The organism is Flavobacterium sp. N1719, from assembly GCF_025947045.1.
GTDB lineage: Bacteria > Bacteroidota > Bacteroidia > Flavobacteriales > Flavobacteriaceae > Flavobacterium > Flavobacterium stagni.
Genome location: NZ_CP109993.1, coordinates 535,182 through 551,930 on the forward strand (window position 1 = coordinate 535,182; position 16,749 = coordinate 551,930).

Genomic DNA, 16,749 nt, shown 5'->3' on the forward strand with positions numbered 1-16,749 from the left:
TATTAACGTAAAGAAGTATGAGACAACTCTTTCTTCTTGCTTCTTTTCTCTTTTTTCTTATCCCAATTTCAACAAGGTTTCACGCAATTGCTCAGCATAATCGCGCACTACATTTTCGTCAAAATAAGGTTCATTATTGATGCGCCCTAAAAAAGGAACGCCTGTTTTTTGTAAAATAATGGATTCCGTCGGTTCATGTTCGTCCCCCGAAAAAATAATCCCTGCAATGTTTATTTTTCGCGCTTGCAAAGCTTCAATCGTCAACAAAGTATGATTGATACTACCCAAATAATGCCGCGAAACTACTATCACTTGGTAATCGGGGCGAATCAAATCGATGACACAATCCGTAGCATTTAAAGGCACAAATACACCGCCTGCTCCTTCAATCACCAAATGATTTTCGGTTGTCGGCTCTTGAATTTGCGCTACATCAATAGTAATCTCATCGAGAGCTGCGGCTAGGTGCGGACTCGCCGGCGTATGTAACGCATAGGCATTGGGGTGAAATTGGGTTTTGGTATTGGATACACGACGACGGACTTTATGCGTATCGCTATCTTCCAAATCTCCCGCCTGAACGGGTTTCCAATAATCGGCTTCCAACGCTTCTGTAACGATCGCTGCGACTACAGTTTTCCCCACATCGGTTCCAATCCCTGTGATAAATAATTTCATGCCTTCAATTTTTTTGGCAAAGTTCGGGAAGTGATTGGAAAATACCATCAAATTTTAACGAAAGCTTATTAATTTGGGCGGTGCCTCCGGCCCGGGCTATCCGCAGTGCCGGCCTTCCTGGCGTCAGGCAGGGCACTTTGCTTCTATCCCTACCGCGGATTCCTGCTCCTATTGAAATAAAGTGCTGGCCAACCGTTCCAGAACTGCAGTAATCGCTTCTAACGGCGTGAACGCGTGCAAGCAAAATCGAAGGCGCTCCTGTCCTTCGGGAACGGTGGGAGAAAGTATGGGTTTGACCTCAAATCCGGCCTCTTGCAACGATTGAGCGATTGCACGTACTTTGTCATTCCCCGGAATAATAGCACAATGTATCGCCGACTTGGAATACACGAAGAGCGGTTGGAGTCCGAGACGCTTAATTTCTTGATTCATGTGCACAATGCGCGTTTGTAGCGCTTGCACGGTGGCTTGTTCCTGTTGCAAAAACTGATAAGCCACGTGAATCGTCGCTACAGCATGCGGTGACAAACCGGTGGTATAAATAAAACTTCGGGCAAAATTGACCAAGTACGACTGTAATTCATGAGAACCCAATATTGCAGCGCCGTGACAACCCAAGCCTTTGCCAAACGTAACGATACGGGCAAAAATACGAGATTGTAGGTTGAGATACTGCACGACACCTTCGCCGTGTTCCCCCATAACCCCCAAGGCATGGGCTTCGTCAACTACAAGATAGGCATTGTACTGTTCGCAAAGTAGGACAATTTCTTCCAGCGGCGGTGTATCACCATCCATAGAATAGACCGTTTCGAGTGCGACATAGATTTCGAAGTGATTTTCAGCCGTGCGTTTGGAATTCCATTTTTCAAGAGATTGTTTCAGCTCTTCGGGATCGTTGTGAGTGAACTTATAGGATTTGGCTTTGCTCATTTGCAAACCATCCCGAATGGAGGCATGGCAAAGTTCGTCAAACAAAATAACATCACCGCGTTGCGGCACGGCACTGAAAAAGCCCACATTGGCATCATAACCCGAATTGAAAATCAGGGCCGATTCCGCTTGATGAAATTGAGCAATGGCTGCTTCCGTTTCTGAATATAATGAATGGTTTCCCGAAATTAAACGCGAGCCGGTAGCGCCATTGGTTTTGCTATTTCGGGAGATCAGAAAATCATGTACGGCCTCAAACAAATCGACATTTTGAGCAAATCCCAAATAATCGTTGGAGGCAAAGTCCAATCGATTACCGTAAACAGGTAATTGGCGCAAGGCATTTGCCGCTTGGCGTTGGATTAACTTATGTTGTAAATTTTCTGGAAACTTCATCGTTCAAATATACGTGATTTAGCCCGGATCGCAGCGGCATCCTCCCGACGTTAGGAGGGAGATACAGCGGAGAGCCGGAAATTGCTCCCTATAAAAAAACCCGATACAATGCTGCATCGGGTTTATAGGATTTGTAAGGGTCGCTATTAGTCGGCCAATACAATAACTTTATTGTCTTTCATTTCGATGGTTCCTGAGTTGATGGACAAGCTGTAATTTTGGTCGTTAATTTTGGTAAAGCGACCTTTTACAGTTTCCTCAAAGTTGAACGAAGTTGCTGTAATTTTCACAGCACCATCTTTCAAGATCGAAACGATAGGAGCGTGGTTGTTTAAGAGTTGGAACGATCCATCTACTCCAGGAAGCGTTACCGCAGTAACTTCTCCTTTGAACAACGTAGCTTCGGGTGATACTATTTCTAAAATCATAACTTGAGTGATTAGTGATTAGTAATTAGTGATTAGTGCAGTACTGTTAACTGCGACTGTACACTGGCTACTCAATTATGCTTCTGCTAACATTTTTTGACCCGCTTCGATCACATCCTCGATAGTTCCTTTCAAGTTGAAAGCTGCTTCAGGTAAGTGGTCTAATTCACCGTCAATAATCATGTTAAATCCTTTGATGGTATCTTTAATATCAACCAATACGCCTGGGATACCTGTAAATTGTTCCGCCACGTGGAAGGGTTGAGACAAGAAACGTTGTACACGACGAGCACGTGATACGGCTAATTTATCTTCTTCAGACAACTCTTCCATACCTAAGATGGCGATGATGTCTTGTAATTGTTTGTATTTCTGAAGAATTTCTTTCACGCGTTGTGCACAGTTATAGTGCTCATCCCCTAAAATAAGTGGTGTTAAGATACGTGAAGTAGAATCTAGAGGGTCTACCGCAGGATAGATACCTAACTCTGCAATTTTACGAGACAATACGGTAGTCGCATCCAAGTGAGCAAACGTTGTTGCTGGCGCTGGATCCGTTAAGTCATCCGCAGGTACGTAAACCGCTTGAACTGAAGTAATCGAACCTTTTTTGGTAGAAGTAATACGCTCTTGCATAGCCCCCATCTCTGTGGCTAAAGTAGGTTGGTAACCTACTGCAGAAGGCATACGTCCTAATAACGCAGACACCTCAGAACCCGCTTGTGTAAAACGGAAGATGTTATCTACGAAGAACAATACGTCTTTCCCTTGATCAGAACCGGCACCATCACGGAAATACTCAGCGATAGAAAGACCTGACAACGCTACACGAGCACGTGCTCCTGGTGGTTCGTTCATCTGACCGAAAACAAATGTCGCTTTTGAATCGCGCATTCCAGCTTTATCTACTTTAGACAAATCCCATCCTCCATTTTCCATAGAGTGCATGAAATCGTCACCATATTTAATAATTCCCGACTCCAACATCTCACGTAACAAATCGTTTCCTTCACGGGTACGTTCTCCTACACCAGCGAATACAGAAAGACCACCGTGACCTTTAGCGATGTTGTTGATCAATTCTTGGATCAATACGGTTTTACCTACACCGGCACCACCGAACAAACCGATTTTACCTCCTTTTGCATAAGGCTCAATCAAGTCAATAACTTTAATCCCTGTGAACAACACTTCAGTTGAAGTAGAAAGTTCGTCAAATTTTGGAGCTGCTTTGTGGATAGGCATCCCGTTTGCACCTTCTTTTGGTAAATCTCCCAAACCATCGATAGCATCACCTACTACGTTAAAAAGACGTCCGTAGATATCTGAACCGATTGGCATTTGGATAGGCGCTCCTGTTGCTTGTACAACAGCACCTCTGCTCAATCCGTCGGTAGAGTCCATAGAGATCGTACGTACCGAATCTTCACCGATATGTGACTGAACCTCAAGGATTAACTTTGTACCGTCTTTTTTTACAATCTCTAACGAGTCGTAAATTCTGGGTAACTCATGCTCTTTAGTATTGAACACCACGTCAACAACCGGACCGATGATCTGTGAAACTTTTCCTATTGCGTTTGACATTACTTATGTATTTATTTAATAGCGAATTAGATTTGAAAAAACGTCGGTTTTTTTTCGAGTGCAAAGATACATTTTCGAAATAGAAAATCAATACAAAAAATTGATTTTTTTAAGCCTTTATTGATTTTTCCAAACGGAAACTTGAAACCGCCTACAATTCTGTATAAAAAACAAAAACCACCGCAAATAACGGTGGTTTTGAAAAAACATATAATTAATAATTACAAACTGGCTGGGTATAAGATTCTAAAGTCGCCGAAATTGTACCCTTTGAAATTAGATCCATACGTAGCATTAATCGCTTTCAAGAATTCATTGGCAATTAAACCATAGCCTCTCGGACTTGGGTGTACACCATCTAGTGAGAATCCACCACCTGTAACGTAAACTGAAGTCACATTAAATCCGTCTTTGGAAATACCGCCATTGGCCACTTGTGTTAATAATGTATTTGCGTCCACTAATGCCAAACCTTTTGAAGCAGCAATAGTTGCAATGGAATTATTGAATGCGGTAGTCGCTGTTTTTACTTCTGCCGTTTCTGAAGCTGTTAACGTTGTGTTGTCTTGCATTGGATAAGACACTCCAACTGTATTGAATGGTGAAGGTGCACTAGCCGTAGTTGTACCAATAACTGTACGAGCAGGTAATAAAATATAATCACGAGAGCCTGTGGTATTTTTAGCATGACGTGCTTTTCCGTATAAACTTCCTACGAAAGTAGCTGTTGTTGGACCTAAAACTGGTGATAAAGCACTAGCAATTGGTCCCGATAAATCTACTAAAGTTTCATCAGCAATCAACAACGGATTTTTCTCAGTCGTTGCTGCATTACCGTCATCAGCCACTAAAGTTTGAAAACGAGCGGGCTGACCGATAGCGGCACATATTTGATTCACTGCGCCAAACAAGGTGTTTAACTGACCTGCACTTGCAGCGGGTAATCCTGGAATGGGATCTGTTGGTACCGTAGTGAAGAACGGTACAGAAGTCACATCAGGAATATTACCTACAACTCCTTTAGCACCGTTGGAAGTTAATCCATTCACTAAAGTTGAATAAACACTGGCAAACACGTTTGGATCCGTAATATCATTTGCACCGTATGTTGCTGGATTTAAATTTCCATTTTGGTTAACCCCTGTTCCTCCAGAAGTAGCATAAGCCAAAACGTCATTGTTTCCAATCCATAAGGAGAAGAATGTTGGGTTTTGAGCAACTGCATCAGCCAATACATTTGTCGTTGGTGAAGATGCAAAACGCACAAAATAGGGATTGGCCTGCCCAAGTGGCACACCTGCAGCATTTCCATAGCCATTGGCTACTAAATGGAAGCTTTTCGCTCCTGGAATACCCATATTATTGAATGGCCCTGTTAATACATTGGTCACTTCTGTAGAAGGAGTTCCTGCAACATTCACAGGAGCTGAACCATTGAAATACAAACGAGTTCCTTGAATTGGAGTCCCTCCGAACAATAACCCCCCTACGTTGTCATTCATGTAGGGTATTTTGAATTCACCACCACCAACTAGTGCAAATTTTTGAGCCATTAAATTGGGATAGGAACCTTTTTGCCCTTCGATAAATAATGCATTATCTGAATAACCCGCAGTTAACGAATTACCTAAAGATACATATTTGGAGAAATCCGCAGTTCCCGCGGTCAATGGCTGACCATCAGAAGAATTGGGATCAGCTACCACCTCATCATCATTATTACAGGCTGTGAAAGCAATTGCTACAACAAACAGCCATTTAAAATTCTTTATCATGGTAAAAGATGTTTTAAGTTAAAAATTATGGGTTAAGCGTTAAAGAAGCAAAATATTGACTTCCGATAAAACCAGCTCCAAGTACTTGTTGGTATTCTTTACCGCCAAGGTTGGTTGCTCCCAATTTAATAATTGCTTTCAATTTTGGGATGTTGTAATTGATTTGTGCATCAAATACAGTTGCTTCGTTGATGTAACCATCTACAAAAGTAGATTCCCATTTGTAACCTGTATTCCAACGACCACTGATGTTGAAACCGAAGTTTTTGAACAATTTATCATTGCTGATACTCGCTTTCACACGGTGTTTTGGTGTATTGAAACCTGCTTCAAACCCTGGATCTTTTCCTTGATCGAATTCAAATTGCGCATAATTATAATTAGCACTTACCTCAAAGTTTCTTGGCAATTTATAATTTAATCCTGCGCCGAAACCTAATGAACGCACTTCAACATCTGTATTGGTATACAATTGGAAAACGCGTGTGTTACCCGTTGCTAATGCATCAATCGATTGTGCTCCGGGGTTAGTTGGCCCAGCCAATGGATTTGGAGCATCTTGCGCCGTACCATACAAAGGAGTTACTACATTGATATTTCCAATGAAGTCATTGTAAATATTGTAATATCCTGTTAAATCATACGATAAGTTTTTGATTTGACCACGATAGCCCAATTCAAATGCTTTTACCGTTTCTGGTTTTACTAAATTTACATTCGCTTTACGTAATAATGCAGAAGCCGCAACGGGATCTGTACTAGCCAAAGCCGCAAACTGTGAAGCGGAAGAAGCGGTATACGAGTTATAGTAAGCATTGTTACCGTTAATCGTAGTTGATGTACCTCCAACAATAGCTTGCCCTGAAGCCGATGTTACAGGTAATGTTTCTGTATATCGAATTAAGTTATCGGGTGCAGACCCAAGTAATACGGCACTTCCTACATTAAATCCGATATATTGATCTTGCGTCGTTGGGTTACGGAAACCGGTTTGGAAAGACCCACGGAAGTTGTGATTTTTTTGTTCTCCAGCTGAATAAACCAAAGATACACGTGGTGAGAAATTCCCGTCAAAGTTTTGCGATTTGTCATAACGAACCGAACCTGTAAATTTCAAACGGTCTTCCATGAATTTCTTTTGAACTTGAGTATACAAACCGTGTTCTCTGTAAAGAATATCTGTTCCTTTATCAGTATAAATTCTTCCTAATGAATTCAATTCATACATACGGAATGAACCACCTACTTGAATTTCAGCAAATTTGATTAAATCTTTAAAGTTATAATTGGCATCCGAATGGTATAATTTTGAATCGTCAACCAATTTCGAACCTGTCAATACATCAGAATCGGAAATTACTCTATTGAATGCCGCTTGGAATTCTGGTGTTCCAGGAATCAAACGACCCGTATCAGCAACATTACGAGCAGCAGCATGCGCTTGTGTTGGAGTAGCCCCTGCTAATGTGGATTGAACATAAGTTGCGGCATATTGACCAAACCATGTAGCATCTGATTTCCATTGACGGTTTACATTTAAACCAGTGAACAACATGTCGTATGAATTTCCGCCATCTTCTGTAGTAAAATAACCACGAATGAAATAGTTTTTCCCTTTCAATTCTAATTTATGTTGCTGCATAAAAAAGCCATTCAAATAATAACGGTTGGCTCCTTGATACACGGTATTCCCAAATCCGAATTTACTTTGCCAAATGATTTCATTATCATCGCCCCAAGGCTTGAAATGTAACGAGAAATCGACTTTGGCATTGCGTACTTTATTATCTGTTAAATCCACTTCATTATATCCAGTTCGTGATACATTGTAGTTGGGTAAAATTTGTTGGAACACAGAAAACTGTGCTGGTGTAATCACCCCTGCATTTAACATTCCTGTCGCGACACCTCTAATGTTTGTTGAAGCCTCATCTCCATAGACATTAATACCATTATAGTTTGGTGCCGAACGATCCATTCCGATATTATTCACTAAATCTTTATCACGATAGTCTGTTGCGTACCAATCGGTACCTTTCATGAATGAAAAGTTGGCTTTGGCTGCGAAATGTTTGGTAAAGGCATGTGCAACACGCACGCCATAATCCACATATTCATTCGCTCCCGCTGCTTTTTGATTGGTTTGACCGTATTTGGCATACGCAGAAATCCCTTGACTTGTAAAAGGACTTTTACTATTCATAAATAAAATACCATTAAAGGCATTCGCACCATACAACGCTGAAGATGCTCCTGGCAATAATTCTACACTTTGCACATCCAATTCAGAAATTCCGATAAGGTTTCCTAAAACGAAGTTCAACAATGGTGAAGAGTTATCCATTCCGTCTACCAATTGCATAAAACGTGTATTGGCCACTGTAGCAAAACCACGTGTGTTGATGGATTTGAAAGACATACTACTGGTATTCATATGTACCTCTTTTAAATTCTCTAACCCATCATAAAAAGAAGGTGAAGCCGTTTTCTTGATGTCCTTAATGGTCATACGCTCAATAGTAACCGGAGATTCTTTGATTCGCTCAGGTGTACGTGACGCAGAAACAACAATTTCTTCCAAACGGGTATCTTCATTTTGAAGCACCACGCTTACATTTTGAGAAGCTGAAGTGATCTGCACCTTTTGAGCTGCAAATCCAATACTGGAAATCTCAATGGTAAAAGGTGGTTTTTTGGAAACTTTCAGGGTGAATTTACCGTCAGCATCCGTGACAGTTCCTGAAGATTCTCCGGCAACCTTAACATTGGCTGCTGGCACAGGTTCGTTTTTGCTATCCTTAACCGAACCTGTAATCGTTGTTTGTGCCATACTCACTGCACAGAACAACAGCGTTACAAAAAGATGGTAAATCTTCATCTGATATTATTTTGTTGGTTTATGTAGCCAAAATACGAATATTTTTGAAATTATTAATTATGCGTGCATAATTTTTCTAATCTGATAATTATTTAAACTAATTTAACAGTGAATCGATAAATAAAAAGCAATACTCTTGTTAAAATCATCCTGTGAATTATCAATTTTTAAAGGGATTTTTTGCTTCTTATTTTTTTTCATAAAAAAAGCAGGGACTGTGCCCTGCTTCCATTCTTTAGAATTTTTATTTTACTTATTCAACTGTTACTGATTTTGCTAAGTTTCGCGGTTGATCCACGTTACATCCTCGCAATACTGCGATATGATACGATAATAATTGCAATGGAATTGTAGTAATCAACGGTGATAAAGCATCTGAAGTTTCAGGAATTTCAATCACGTGATCGGCTAATTCTTTCACTTGAACATCACCTTTAGTCACAATGGCAATGATTTTCCCACTACGGGATTTAATTTCTTGAATATTACTCACCACTTTGTCATAGTGCCCTTGTTTCGGAGCAATGACGACCACTGGCATTTTTTCATCAATTAAAGCAATCGGACCGTGCTTCATTTCTGCAGCAGGATATCCTTCAGCGTGAATATAGGATATCTCTTTTAATTTCAAAGCACCTTCTAAAGCTACCGGAAAATTATATCCTCTTCCCAAATACAAACAATTGGAAGCATCTTTATAAATAGAAGCAATTTCTTTAGAAATATCGTTGGTGTTTAAGGCTTCCAATACTTTTTCAGGAATCAATTCCAACTCTTGTAAGTAGCGGAAATAGTCCGAATTAGACAAAGTTCCTTTCGCTTTAGCCAATCGTAAAGCCATCATGGTTAATACCGTAATTTGAGTAGTGAAGGCTTTGGTAGAAGCTACCCCAATTTCTGGACCTGCATGGGTATAAGCCCCACCGTTGGTCTCTCTCGAAATGGAAGAACCTACCACATTACACACGCCAAATACAAAAGCGCCTTTTTCTTTAGCCAATTTAATAGCGGCTAAAGTATCAGCCGTTTCACCTGACTGTGAAATGGCAATAACTACATCCTTAGAAGTGATTATCGGATTGCGGTAACGGAACTCCGATGCATATTCTACTTCAACGGGAATACGCGCAAACTCTTCGATAATATATTCAGCAACCAATCCAGCATGCCAAGAAGTTCCACAAGCAATAATTAATATACGATCGGCATTTAAAAACTTCTCTAAATTATCTTCAACACCAGCCATTTGAATAATTCCTGAAGTGGAATGCAAACGACCGCGGTAGGTGTCTTTAATCACATTGGGTTGTTCATAAATCTCTTTCAACATAAAGTGATCATAGCCTCCTTTTTCAATTTGTTCCAAATTCATTTGCAACTCTTGAACGTAAGGGTCAACCAAGGAATCGTCTTTAATTTTTCGAATTTTCAAAGGTTTATGCAAACGCACTATAGCCATTTCTTCATCTTCCAAATAAATGGCATTCGAAGTATATTCAATAAAAGGTGACGCATCGGAAGCAATGAAAAACTCATTCTCCCCTACTCCAATGGCTAACGGACTGCCCAAACGAGCAACTACGATTTCATCCGGTTTGTTTTTGTCAAACACACAAATCGCATAAGCGCCTACAACTTGGTTAAGGGCAACTTGTACCGCTTTTCCTAATTTAAGTCCGTCTTTCTTTTGAACATCTTCAATAAGGTTCACCAATACTTCTGTATCTGTATCAGACTTGAAAGTATAACCTCTATTGATTAGCTCCTTTTTTAAAGGTTCGTAATTCTCAATAATACCATTATGAATAATGGCTAGATTACCCGAATTGGATAAATGAGGGTGTGAATTGACATCATTAGGCACACCATGTGTAGCCCAACGGGTATGTCCCATACCAATTGTTCCCGAAGTCGAAATTTCCTTTGTGGAACGTTCTTCCAAATCGGAAACCTTTCCTTTGGTTTTTGATACTTTTAAGTCGGAACCATCATACAACATGACTCCGGCACTATCATATCCTCTATATTCTAATCGCTTTAATCCTTTAATTACGATAGGATAAGCTTCTCTGTGTCCTATATATCCAACGATTCCACACATAATCTGTTTGTTTTATTAGTCAGGTTTGGTATAGTAAACTTGTAATTTAATACGTTTATCCGCAGGTACATTGGAATTAGAACCATATAAAATAGTTCCCAATGGATTCACAACAGACATCGCAGGCACGTATTTAATTTGTTTTGACCCTACCGTGAAAGGCACTTTCATGTAGGCGCGGTTGACATTATTTATATTCTCAGTAACAACTAACCCCAAACGCACATTGGTTGAATCGTGTTCAACAATATTTCGAATGTGATTGGTTAATCTTACTTTGTAATATTCGCCTCTTTCATCGCTTCCTTTGGAGATAATTCCGCCATGCACCACTTTATTGAATTTCGAATTGGCAGCAGAAGACAAATCATTATAATAATCGATAACGGGTCGACTGTTGTCTAAATCATACAATAAAATTCGATTCGGTTCAGGCGCATTAGCCATAGATGTTTTATCAATATAAAAAATCATGTTGGCTTCATTAATCAACCAATTTTCATTTTTCATTTGCTGAATTAGTGGCGAACTTGTTGTCGATTGACCTCCAAATAAGCTAACCACACCCATAGACCCTTTTCCGCCTTTCAATTGTAAACGCTCGTCTCCTAAAGTTACATTTGGCGTAATGGGATTAGAATAATCTGTATCGAAGAAATTAACTGTTCGACCTGTTAAGTTAATCGTAATTTTCTTTCTTACTTTTTTAACGGTTGGGTCTGTCAAACTGCTTTCGTAGGTTGACTGACTTAAGTAATCTTTGTAAATGATGGTGATGGTTCCCCGACTTAAATTGAGTCGTGCCAATGTTCCTTGATTATCACTGCCCGAAGCACTTTCCGCTTTAAAAAACAAGCCTCTAAAATAATTCTTAAAGGTGTTATTGTTTTGGAGTGCGCCTGTAGGTGCGTTGTAAAATTTATTTTGAAAAAATGTTTTATTCAAATTCATATACAATCCAGGCCCAAGTGTTTCACGCACATCACCGTTGGTTTTGTAGAATTTAATAGGTTGATTGCTGAAGACAAATTGATCATTCTGACTGTAATCCGTAACCGTTGCATCTTGAATTTTAGTATTGTCATCATTTAAGCGTTGTCCACCATTAGCAATCAAAGCCTCAAATTCAGACTGTTGATTCGAATAATAGCGTTGCGTTTGCTGCAAATTCGTGCTTGGATCGTAATCTTGAATGTAGTATCCCGATTCGTATACGCTTAACTTAATTTTAGGAGTGTTGGTGGCATCATAAGCTGGTAATAATGAATCCAATCGGTAAATGGCTGTTCCAGAATCATCAGCACCCGTAATCGTTGCATAATAAGGAATGTGCATGTAGACTGAATCTATAGCATCTGGCGCATAAAATTTGGGGTTATTCGCCGCCAATTCCAATTGCGTCACAATACTTGCTTTTGTTTTTCCAAAAACAGGATTGTTGTAGTAGCCCAACGATTGAACGGCCATATCATTCGTCTGTACATCACCCGTTACTTGATTGTATGCGGTAACGTCATAAGTAGTTGTGTTGAGACCAAAATGTTCATCCCCTACAAGATCCGCCCCAACATCGGAAAACTCTTTGTCACAGGAAACTAATGACAAGGCAAAAAATAGACTAAAAACCGCGACTAACTGCTTTAATTTCATAAAAACCAATTTATAACATTTGCTTATAAAAAGAAGTGTACGCTTGCGCAAAGGCTTCTTTTGGGGTGAAAGGTAAAAAAGGTTTTCCTGAAGATTCTATAATTTTTGTTAAACCTCCGTCTAAATTTTCTGACCCAATGATTACTGCATCGGAATGATCAACAGCTACTTTCATCCAATTCGCGTAATTCGGCTGCTCCAAAACCTGCACGCTCTCTTGGGGAATTCCGTCAAATTTTACTTTTTCAATAGCTGCAGCATCCAAATCACCTTCAAAACCAGTATTGTAAACAGACGTTACAATTTTTGTCTCTGAAAATAACGCTTCGTGTTTGTAATAATGCTTCATGTAAACAGGCAACAAAGAAGCTAACCAACCGTGAACATGAATAATATCCGGCACCCAATTGAGTTTCTTAACCGTTTCTACTACACCTTTTGCAAAAAAGATGGCGCGCTCATCATTGTCGGGATACATCACCCCATCTTCATCCGTAAACGTTGACTTTCTTTTGAAGTATTCATCGTTATCAATAAAATAGACTTGAATACGTTCTTTAGGAATGGAAGCCACTTTGATAATTAACGGCATATCAACATCATTAACCACCAAATTCATCCCCGAAAGACGAATTACTTCGTGCAATTGATGTCTGCGTTCATTAATGTTTCCATATCTTGGCATGAAAATACGAATTTGTCCGCCTTGATCATTGATCATTTTTGGAACATCATACGACATTAAAGACACCTCATTTTCAGCCAAATACGGCACTACTTCAGATGATACATACAATATCCTCTTATCTTCCATGGGTTGATTATTGTTGGTTTTGGTTTTACTGCTGTTTAAAAAACACGCAAAACTACAAAATTTTATGGAGTTTTTCACGAAACATAGTAAGTTTGTACCCTATTTCATAAAACAAATCGATGTTGGTTTTTGAACATAAAGTTGCGCTTTCGCACCACCTTACGACTTTAAAGAAGCCGAAAGCCACTATCGGTTTTGTGCCTACCATGGGCGCATTGCACGAAGGACACCTTTCATTACTTAGTAATTCGTTACAAAACAACACCCTAACGGTGATTAGCATCTTTGTCAATCCTACACAATTCAACAATCCTGAAGACTTAGAAAAATACCCCCGAACTTTAGAAGCCGATTTAAAAAAAATTAAACAGGTTTCAGAAGACATCATCGTTTATGCGCCTACCGTTCAAGATATTTATGAAGGCAACACCCAATCCAAAGCCTATGATTTTGACGGATTAGAACACCAAATGGAAGGCAAATTTCGACCCGGACATTTTGATGGTGTAGGCACCGTAGTAAAAAAACTGTTTGAAATTGTCCAACCTGATTTCGCTTATTTTGGTGAAAAAGATTTTCAACAACTCCAAATTGTAAAAAAATTAGTCGCCAAAGAAAAGCTCTCTGTGACCATCGTCGGCTGCCCCATTTTTAGAGAAGCGAATGGTCTTGCTATGAGCTCAAGAAATGAACGATTAAGTGACCAAGAACGAAAAGAAGCCGGAATTATCTTCAAAACATTACAAGAAATTAAAACACTTTTTCCAAATAAATCGACTTCTTCTCTTAAAAAAAGAGTCGCAAAAGTGTTTCAAAACCACCCGCTTTTCCAACTCGAATACGTTGAAATTGCCGACGAAGCAACACTTCAAACTTGTATTCGAAAATCGAAAAACAAAACCTATCGGATATTCATTGCGGTTTTTGCAAACAATGTCCGACTTATAGACACAATTTCATTAAATTAATTTACCTTTGCCCCCATGCAAATTCAAGTAGTTAAATCTAAAATTCACCGTGTAAAAGTGACCGGCGCCGACTTAAATTACATCGGCAGCATCACTATTGATGAAGCTTTGATGGATGCTTCCAATTTGATTGAAGGTGAAAAAGTGGCCATCGTAAATATCAACAACGGTGAACGCTTTGAAACGTATGCCATCAAAGGCGCGCGAAATTCTGGTGAAATTACACTCAACGGTCCCGCAGCTAGAAAGGTTCATGCTGGCGATATCATTATCATCATTTCCTATGCTTTATTGGAATTTGAAGAAGCAAAAACCTTTAAGCCTTGGCTTGTATTCCCTGACGAAACAACCAATTTATTGAAGTAAAACTAATTGAAAACATCAATTAAAAATTTTCTACTTTTAATTATACCATTATTCATTGGGTGTGGAATTATCTATTATCAATACAATTCCCTTTCAACCCATGAACTAGACAGTATAAAAAACAGTTTGTGGAACGCCAACTATTTTTATATTTTACTCTCTTTACTGGTTGCCGTAATTAGTCATGGCGCACGCGCTTACCGCTGGAAATTTGCCCTTCATCATTTGGGTTACGAAACCAAAATGAGCAACAATTTCTTCACCGTTTGTGTATCCTATTTAGTCAATTTAACGATTCCACGATCTGGGGAAGTTACCCGAGCCGCCCTGATAAAAAAATACGAAGATGTTCCCTTTGACAAAGCATTCGGAACCATTGTTGCCGAAAGAATTATCGATTTAGCCATCTTCTTCTTATTTGTAATCATCGGATTTGTATTGCAATACGAAAAACTCCATCAATTTTTTATTGATCAAAATGTTTCCTTGCGAACGATTGCCTTTTCGGGTATCGCATTTCTTGTAATGGCTGTCCTTTTTCTTATCATTTGGATTTATGCCGAATGGTCCATCTTGTTAAAGCTCAAGAAAAAATTGGCCGGACTCACCGAAGGCATATTGAGTGTATGGTACATGGAAAAAAAATGGCAGTACATCTTCCATTCTTTTCTAATTTGGGGATGCTACCTTATCATGTTCTATATCCCTATTTTCGCCCTTCCTGAAACGGAGAAAATCAGCTTTAACATCGTCATCATGGGATTTATTTTTGGAAGTTTAGCTATCGGATTTACCAACGGCGGAATCGGAGCGTTTCCACTCTCCATCTCACTCATTTTCGGACTTTATAACATCCCCGAAGAAATTAGTGTTGCCTTTGGTTGGTTAGCGTGGACTTCACAAACAATACTCACCATTTTATTAGGATTAATAGGATATCTATTTTTACCTATCACGAATAGAAAATAATTGTTATATTGGTTGACTCTAATAACAAAAATCAACCGGATTACAAAAAATGAAAAAAACACTTCTGATTTTAGCTCTAGCCCTGAGTCTAAACGGATTTGGTCAAGTAGTTAAAGACAGTATTTTTTCCAATCGCTTGGATAAATACCGTTACCTTTCCATCTCGCTCCCCCCTTCTTACAATAAAGACACCAAAAGAGCCTTCCCGCTATTATTGGCCCTTGATGGAGATTATCTCTTTGACCCCATTTTAGGAACCTTGAAATACGGGTACTATTGGGACGATTTGCCCGAAGTGATTTTGGTCGGACTCAATCACACCACCGATACCGAACGCGATGAAGAATGTAAAGTAGATGAATCTACTGGGCTTCCAGAAGGAATCGGCGAATCATTTTATGAATTTATTGGCGGCGAATTACTGCCTTATCTTCAAAAAAACTTACGCATTGCGCCCTTTAAAATTGTTGCGGGTCACGATGTCACCGCCGGTTTTATGAATTTCTATTTATACAAAGACAACCCCATTTTCAATGCCTACATATCGTTAAGTCCCGTTATGCCTCTCGATATGGAAACTCACATTCCAGAACGCATGGCTACCTTCAAAAACAATATGTTTTATTATGTAGCATCCGCTGATGGAGATATCAAAACGATTAAGGACAAGATCATTGCATTAGACACCAATTTTAAAGCGGCCAACATCAGTACCGTTAATTATCGCTTTGATGATTTTAAAGGCTGCTCACATTATTCACTTGTTCCCTTTGCCATCCCTAGCGCGTTGTACCAATTTTTCTCGGTATACCAACCCATTTCAACCAATGAGTTTCAGGAAAAAATCGTCACACTCACTTCGGGTTATGCCGATTATTTGAAAAACAAATACGAATTGGTCGAAAAGGCATTGGGCATGAAAATGAATATCCGTGTTAATGACTTCAAAGCCATTGAAGCCGCTATTATCAAAAATAAAGCGTTTAATGAGTTTGAACAATTGGCCCAACTTTCGCGAAAAGCCTACCCAAAATCCATGCTGGCGGATTACCATATGGCGCGTTTTTATGAAAATAATGGCGATTTAAAAATGGCCATGAAACATTATCAAAATGCATTTCAATTGCAAGAAATTGGCGATTTGACCAAAGATATGATGATGGATAAAATGGAAGAGCTCAAACCTCAAGTCAAGAAAAAATAAGC

Annotated in this window: 13 protein-coding genes; 4 read left to right on the plus strand and 9 right to left on the minus strand. The window is 39.4% G+C overall.

Features of this window, described 5'->3' with window-relative positions; translation table 11 throughout:
* Positions 1-57: 57 nt before the first annotated feature.
* The 9 genes from bioD to OLM45_RS02095 all read right to left on the minus strand — a co-directional run bounded on the left by bioD (position 58) and on the right by OLM45_RS02095 (position 13,240).
* Positions 58-678, minus strand: coding sequence for a dethiobiotin synthase (bioD, locus tag OLM45_RS02055; protein WP_264511537.1), 621 nt, complete (start codon positions 676-678; stop codon positions 58-60).
* A gap of 168 nt (positions 679-846) precedes the next feature.
* The gene (locus OLM45_RS02060; RefSeq protein ID WP_264511539.1) at positions 847-2,007 is read right to left on the minus strand and encodes an aminotransferase class I/II-fold pyridoxal phosphate-dependent enzyme; all 1,161 of its coding nucleotides are present in this window, start codon (positions 2,005-2,007) and stop codon (positions 847-849) included.
* Between the two features lie 146 nt (positions 2,008-2,153).
* On the minus strand, positions 2,154-2,435 hold the full coding sequence (locus tag OLM45_RS02065; RefSeq protein WP_129460496.1) for a F0F1 ATP synthase subunit epsilon: 282 nt from the start codon (positions 2,433-2,435) through the stop codon (positions 2,154-2,156).
* A gap of 75 nt (positions 2,436-2,510) precedes the next feature.
* Positions 2,511-4,022 carry a F0F1 ATP synthase subunit beta gene (atpD, locus tag OLM45_RS02070; protein WP_264511541.1) on the minus strand — a complete coding sequence of 504 codons (1,512 nt, stop codon included), beginning with the start codon at positions 4,020-4,022 and terminating at the stop codon, positions 2,511-2,513.
* Positions 4,023-4,243: 221 nt separating this feature from the next.
* Positions 4,244-5,797, minus strand: coding sequence for a G-D-S-L family lipolytic protein (locus tag OLM45_RS02075; protein WP_264511544.1), 1,554 nt, complete (start codon positions 5,795-5,797; stop codon positions 4,244-4,246).
* 25 nt (positions 5,798-5,822) lie between these two features.
* Complete coding sequence (locus tag OLM45_RS02080) at positions 5,823-8,675, minus strand: TonB-dependent receptor (protein ID WP_264511546.1); 2,853 nt, start codon at positions 8,673-8,675, stop codon at positions 5,823-5,825.
* Positions 8,676-8,928: 253 nt separating this feature from the next.
* Positions 8,929-10,776 (minus strand): glutamine--fructose-6-phosphate transaminase (isomerizing), encoded by a 1,848-nt coding sequence (gene glmS / locus OLM45_RS02085; RefSeq protein WP_264511548.1) that lies wholly within the window; start codon positions 10,774-10,776, stop codon positions 8,929-8,931.
* Positions 10,777-10,791: 15 nt separating this feature from the next.
* Positions 10,792-12,426: a DUF4270 domain-containing protein gene (locus tag OLM45_RS02090; RefSeq protein ID WP_264511550.1), complete on the minus strand. Its 1,635-nt coding sequence runs from the start codon at positions 12,424-12,426 to the stop codon at positions 10,792-10,794.
* A gap of 10 nt (positions 12,427-12,436) precedes the next feature.
* Positions 12,437-13,240 carry a glycogen/starch synthase gene (locus OLM45_RS02095; protein WP_264511552.1) on the minus strand — a complete coding sequence of 268 codons (804 nt, stop codon included), beginning with the start codon at positions 13,238-13,240 and terminating at the stop codon, positions 12,437-12,439.
* Between the two features lie 119 nt (positions 13,241-13,359).
* On the opposite strand from OLM45_RS02095, the gene panC reads away from it, so the two are divergent.
* From panC to OLM45_RS02115, 4 genes are read left to right on the plus strand one after another with little or no spacing between them, the layout of a single operon-like run.
* Positions 13,360-14,208, plus strand: a complete 849-nt coding sequence (gene panC / locus OLM45_RS02100; RefSeq protein WP_264511554.1) for a pantoate--beta-alanine ligase — start codon at positions 13,360-13,362, stop codon at positions 14,206-14,208.
* Between the two features lie 15 nt (positions 14,209-14,223).
* Positions 14,224-14,574, plus strand: a complete 351-nt coding sequence (gene panD, locus OLM45_RS02105; RefSeq protein WP_129460488.1) for an aspartate 1-decarboxylase — start codon at positions 14,224-14,226, stop codon at positions 14,572-14,574.
* 6 nt (positions 14,575-14,580) lie between these two features.
* Positions 14,581-15,543 carry a lysylphosphatidylglycerol synthase transmembrane domain-containing protein gene (locus OLM45_RS02110; RefSeq protein ID WP_264511556.1) on the plus strand — a complete coding sequence of 321 codons (963 nt, stop codon included), beginning with the start codon at positions 14,581-14,583 and terminating at the stop codon, positions 15,541-15,543.
* A 49-nt stretch (positions 15,544-15,592) separates the two neighbouring features.
* On the plus strand, positions 15,593-16,747 hold the full coding sequence (locus OLM45_RS02115) for an alpha/beta hydrolase (RefSeq protein WP_264511558.1): 1,155 nt from the start codon (positions 15,593-15,595) through the stop codon (positions 16,745-16,747).
* Positions 16,748-16,749 lie beyond the last annotated feature (2 nt).

Coding starts and splice junctions, on each gene's coding strand:
- glmS (WP_264511548.1), bottom strand. CDS start 10,776: ATGTGTGGAATCGTTGGATATATAGGACACAGAGAAGCTTATCCTATC.
- OLM45_RS02075 (WP_264511544.1), bottom strand. CDS start 5,797: ATGATAAAGAATTTTAAATGGCTGTTTGTTGTAGCAATTGCTTTCACA.
- OLM45_RS02090 (WP_264511550.1), bottom strand. CDS start 12,426: ATGAAATTAAAGCAGTTAGTCGCGGTTTTTAGTCTATTTTTTGCCTTG.
- OLM45_RS02115 (WP_264511558.1), top strand. CDS start 15,593: ATGAAAAAAACACTTCTGATTTTAGCTCTAGCCCTGAGTCTAAACGGA.
- atpD (WP_264511541.1), bottom strand. CDS start 4,022: ATGTCAAACGCAATAGGAAAAGTTTCACAGATCATCGGTCCGGTTGTT.
- OLM45_RS02080 (WP_264511546.1), bottom strand. CDS start 8,675: ATGAAGATTTACCATCTTTTTGTAACGCTGTTGTTCTGTGCAGTGAGT.
- OLM45_RS02095 (WP_264511552.1), bottom strand. CDS start 13,240: ATGGAAGATAAGAGGATATTGTATGTATCATCTGAAGTAGTGCCGTAT.
- OLM45_RS02060 (WP_264511539.1), bottom strand. CDS start 2,007: ATGAAGTTTCCAGAAAATTTACAACATAAGTTAATCCAACGCCAAGCG.
- bioD (WP_264511537.1), bottom strand. CDS start 678: ATGAAATTATTTATCACAGGGATTGGAACCGATGTGGGGAAAACTGTA.
- OLM45_RS02065 (WP_129460496.1), bottom strand. CDS start 2,435: ATGATTTTAGAAATAGTATCACCCGAAGCTACGTTGTTCAAAGGAGAA.
- panC (WP_264511554.1), top strand. CDS start 13,360: ATGTTGGTTTTTGAACATAAAGTTGCGCTTTCGCACCACCTTACGACT.
- panD (WP_129460488.1), top strand. CDS start 14,224: ATGCAAATTCAAGTAGTTAAATCTAAAATTCACCGTGTAAAAGTGACC.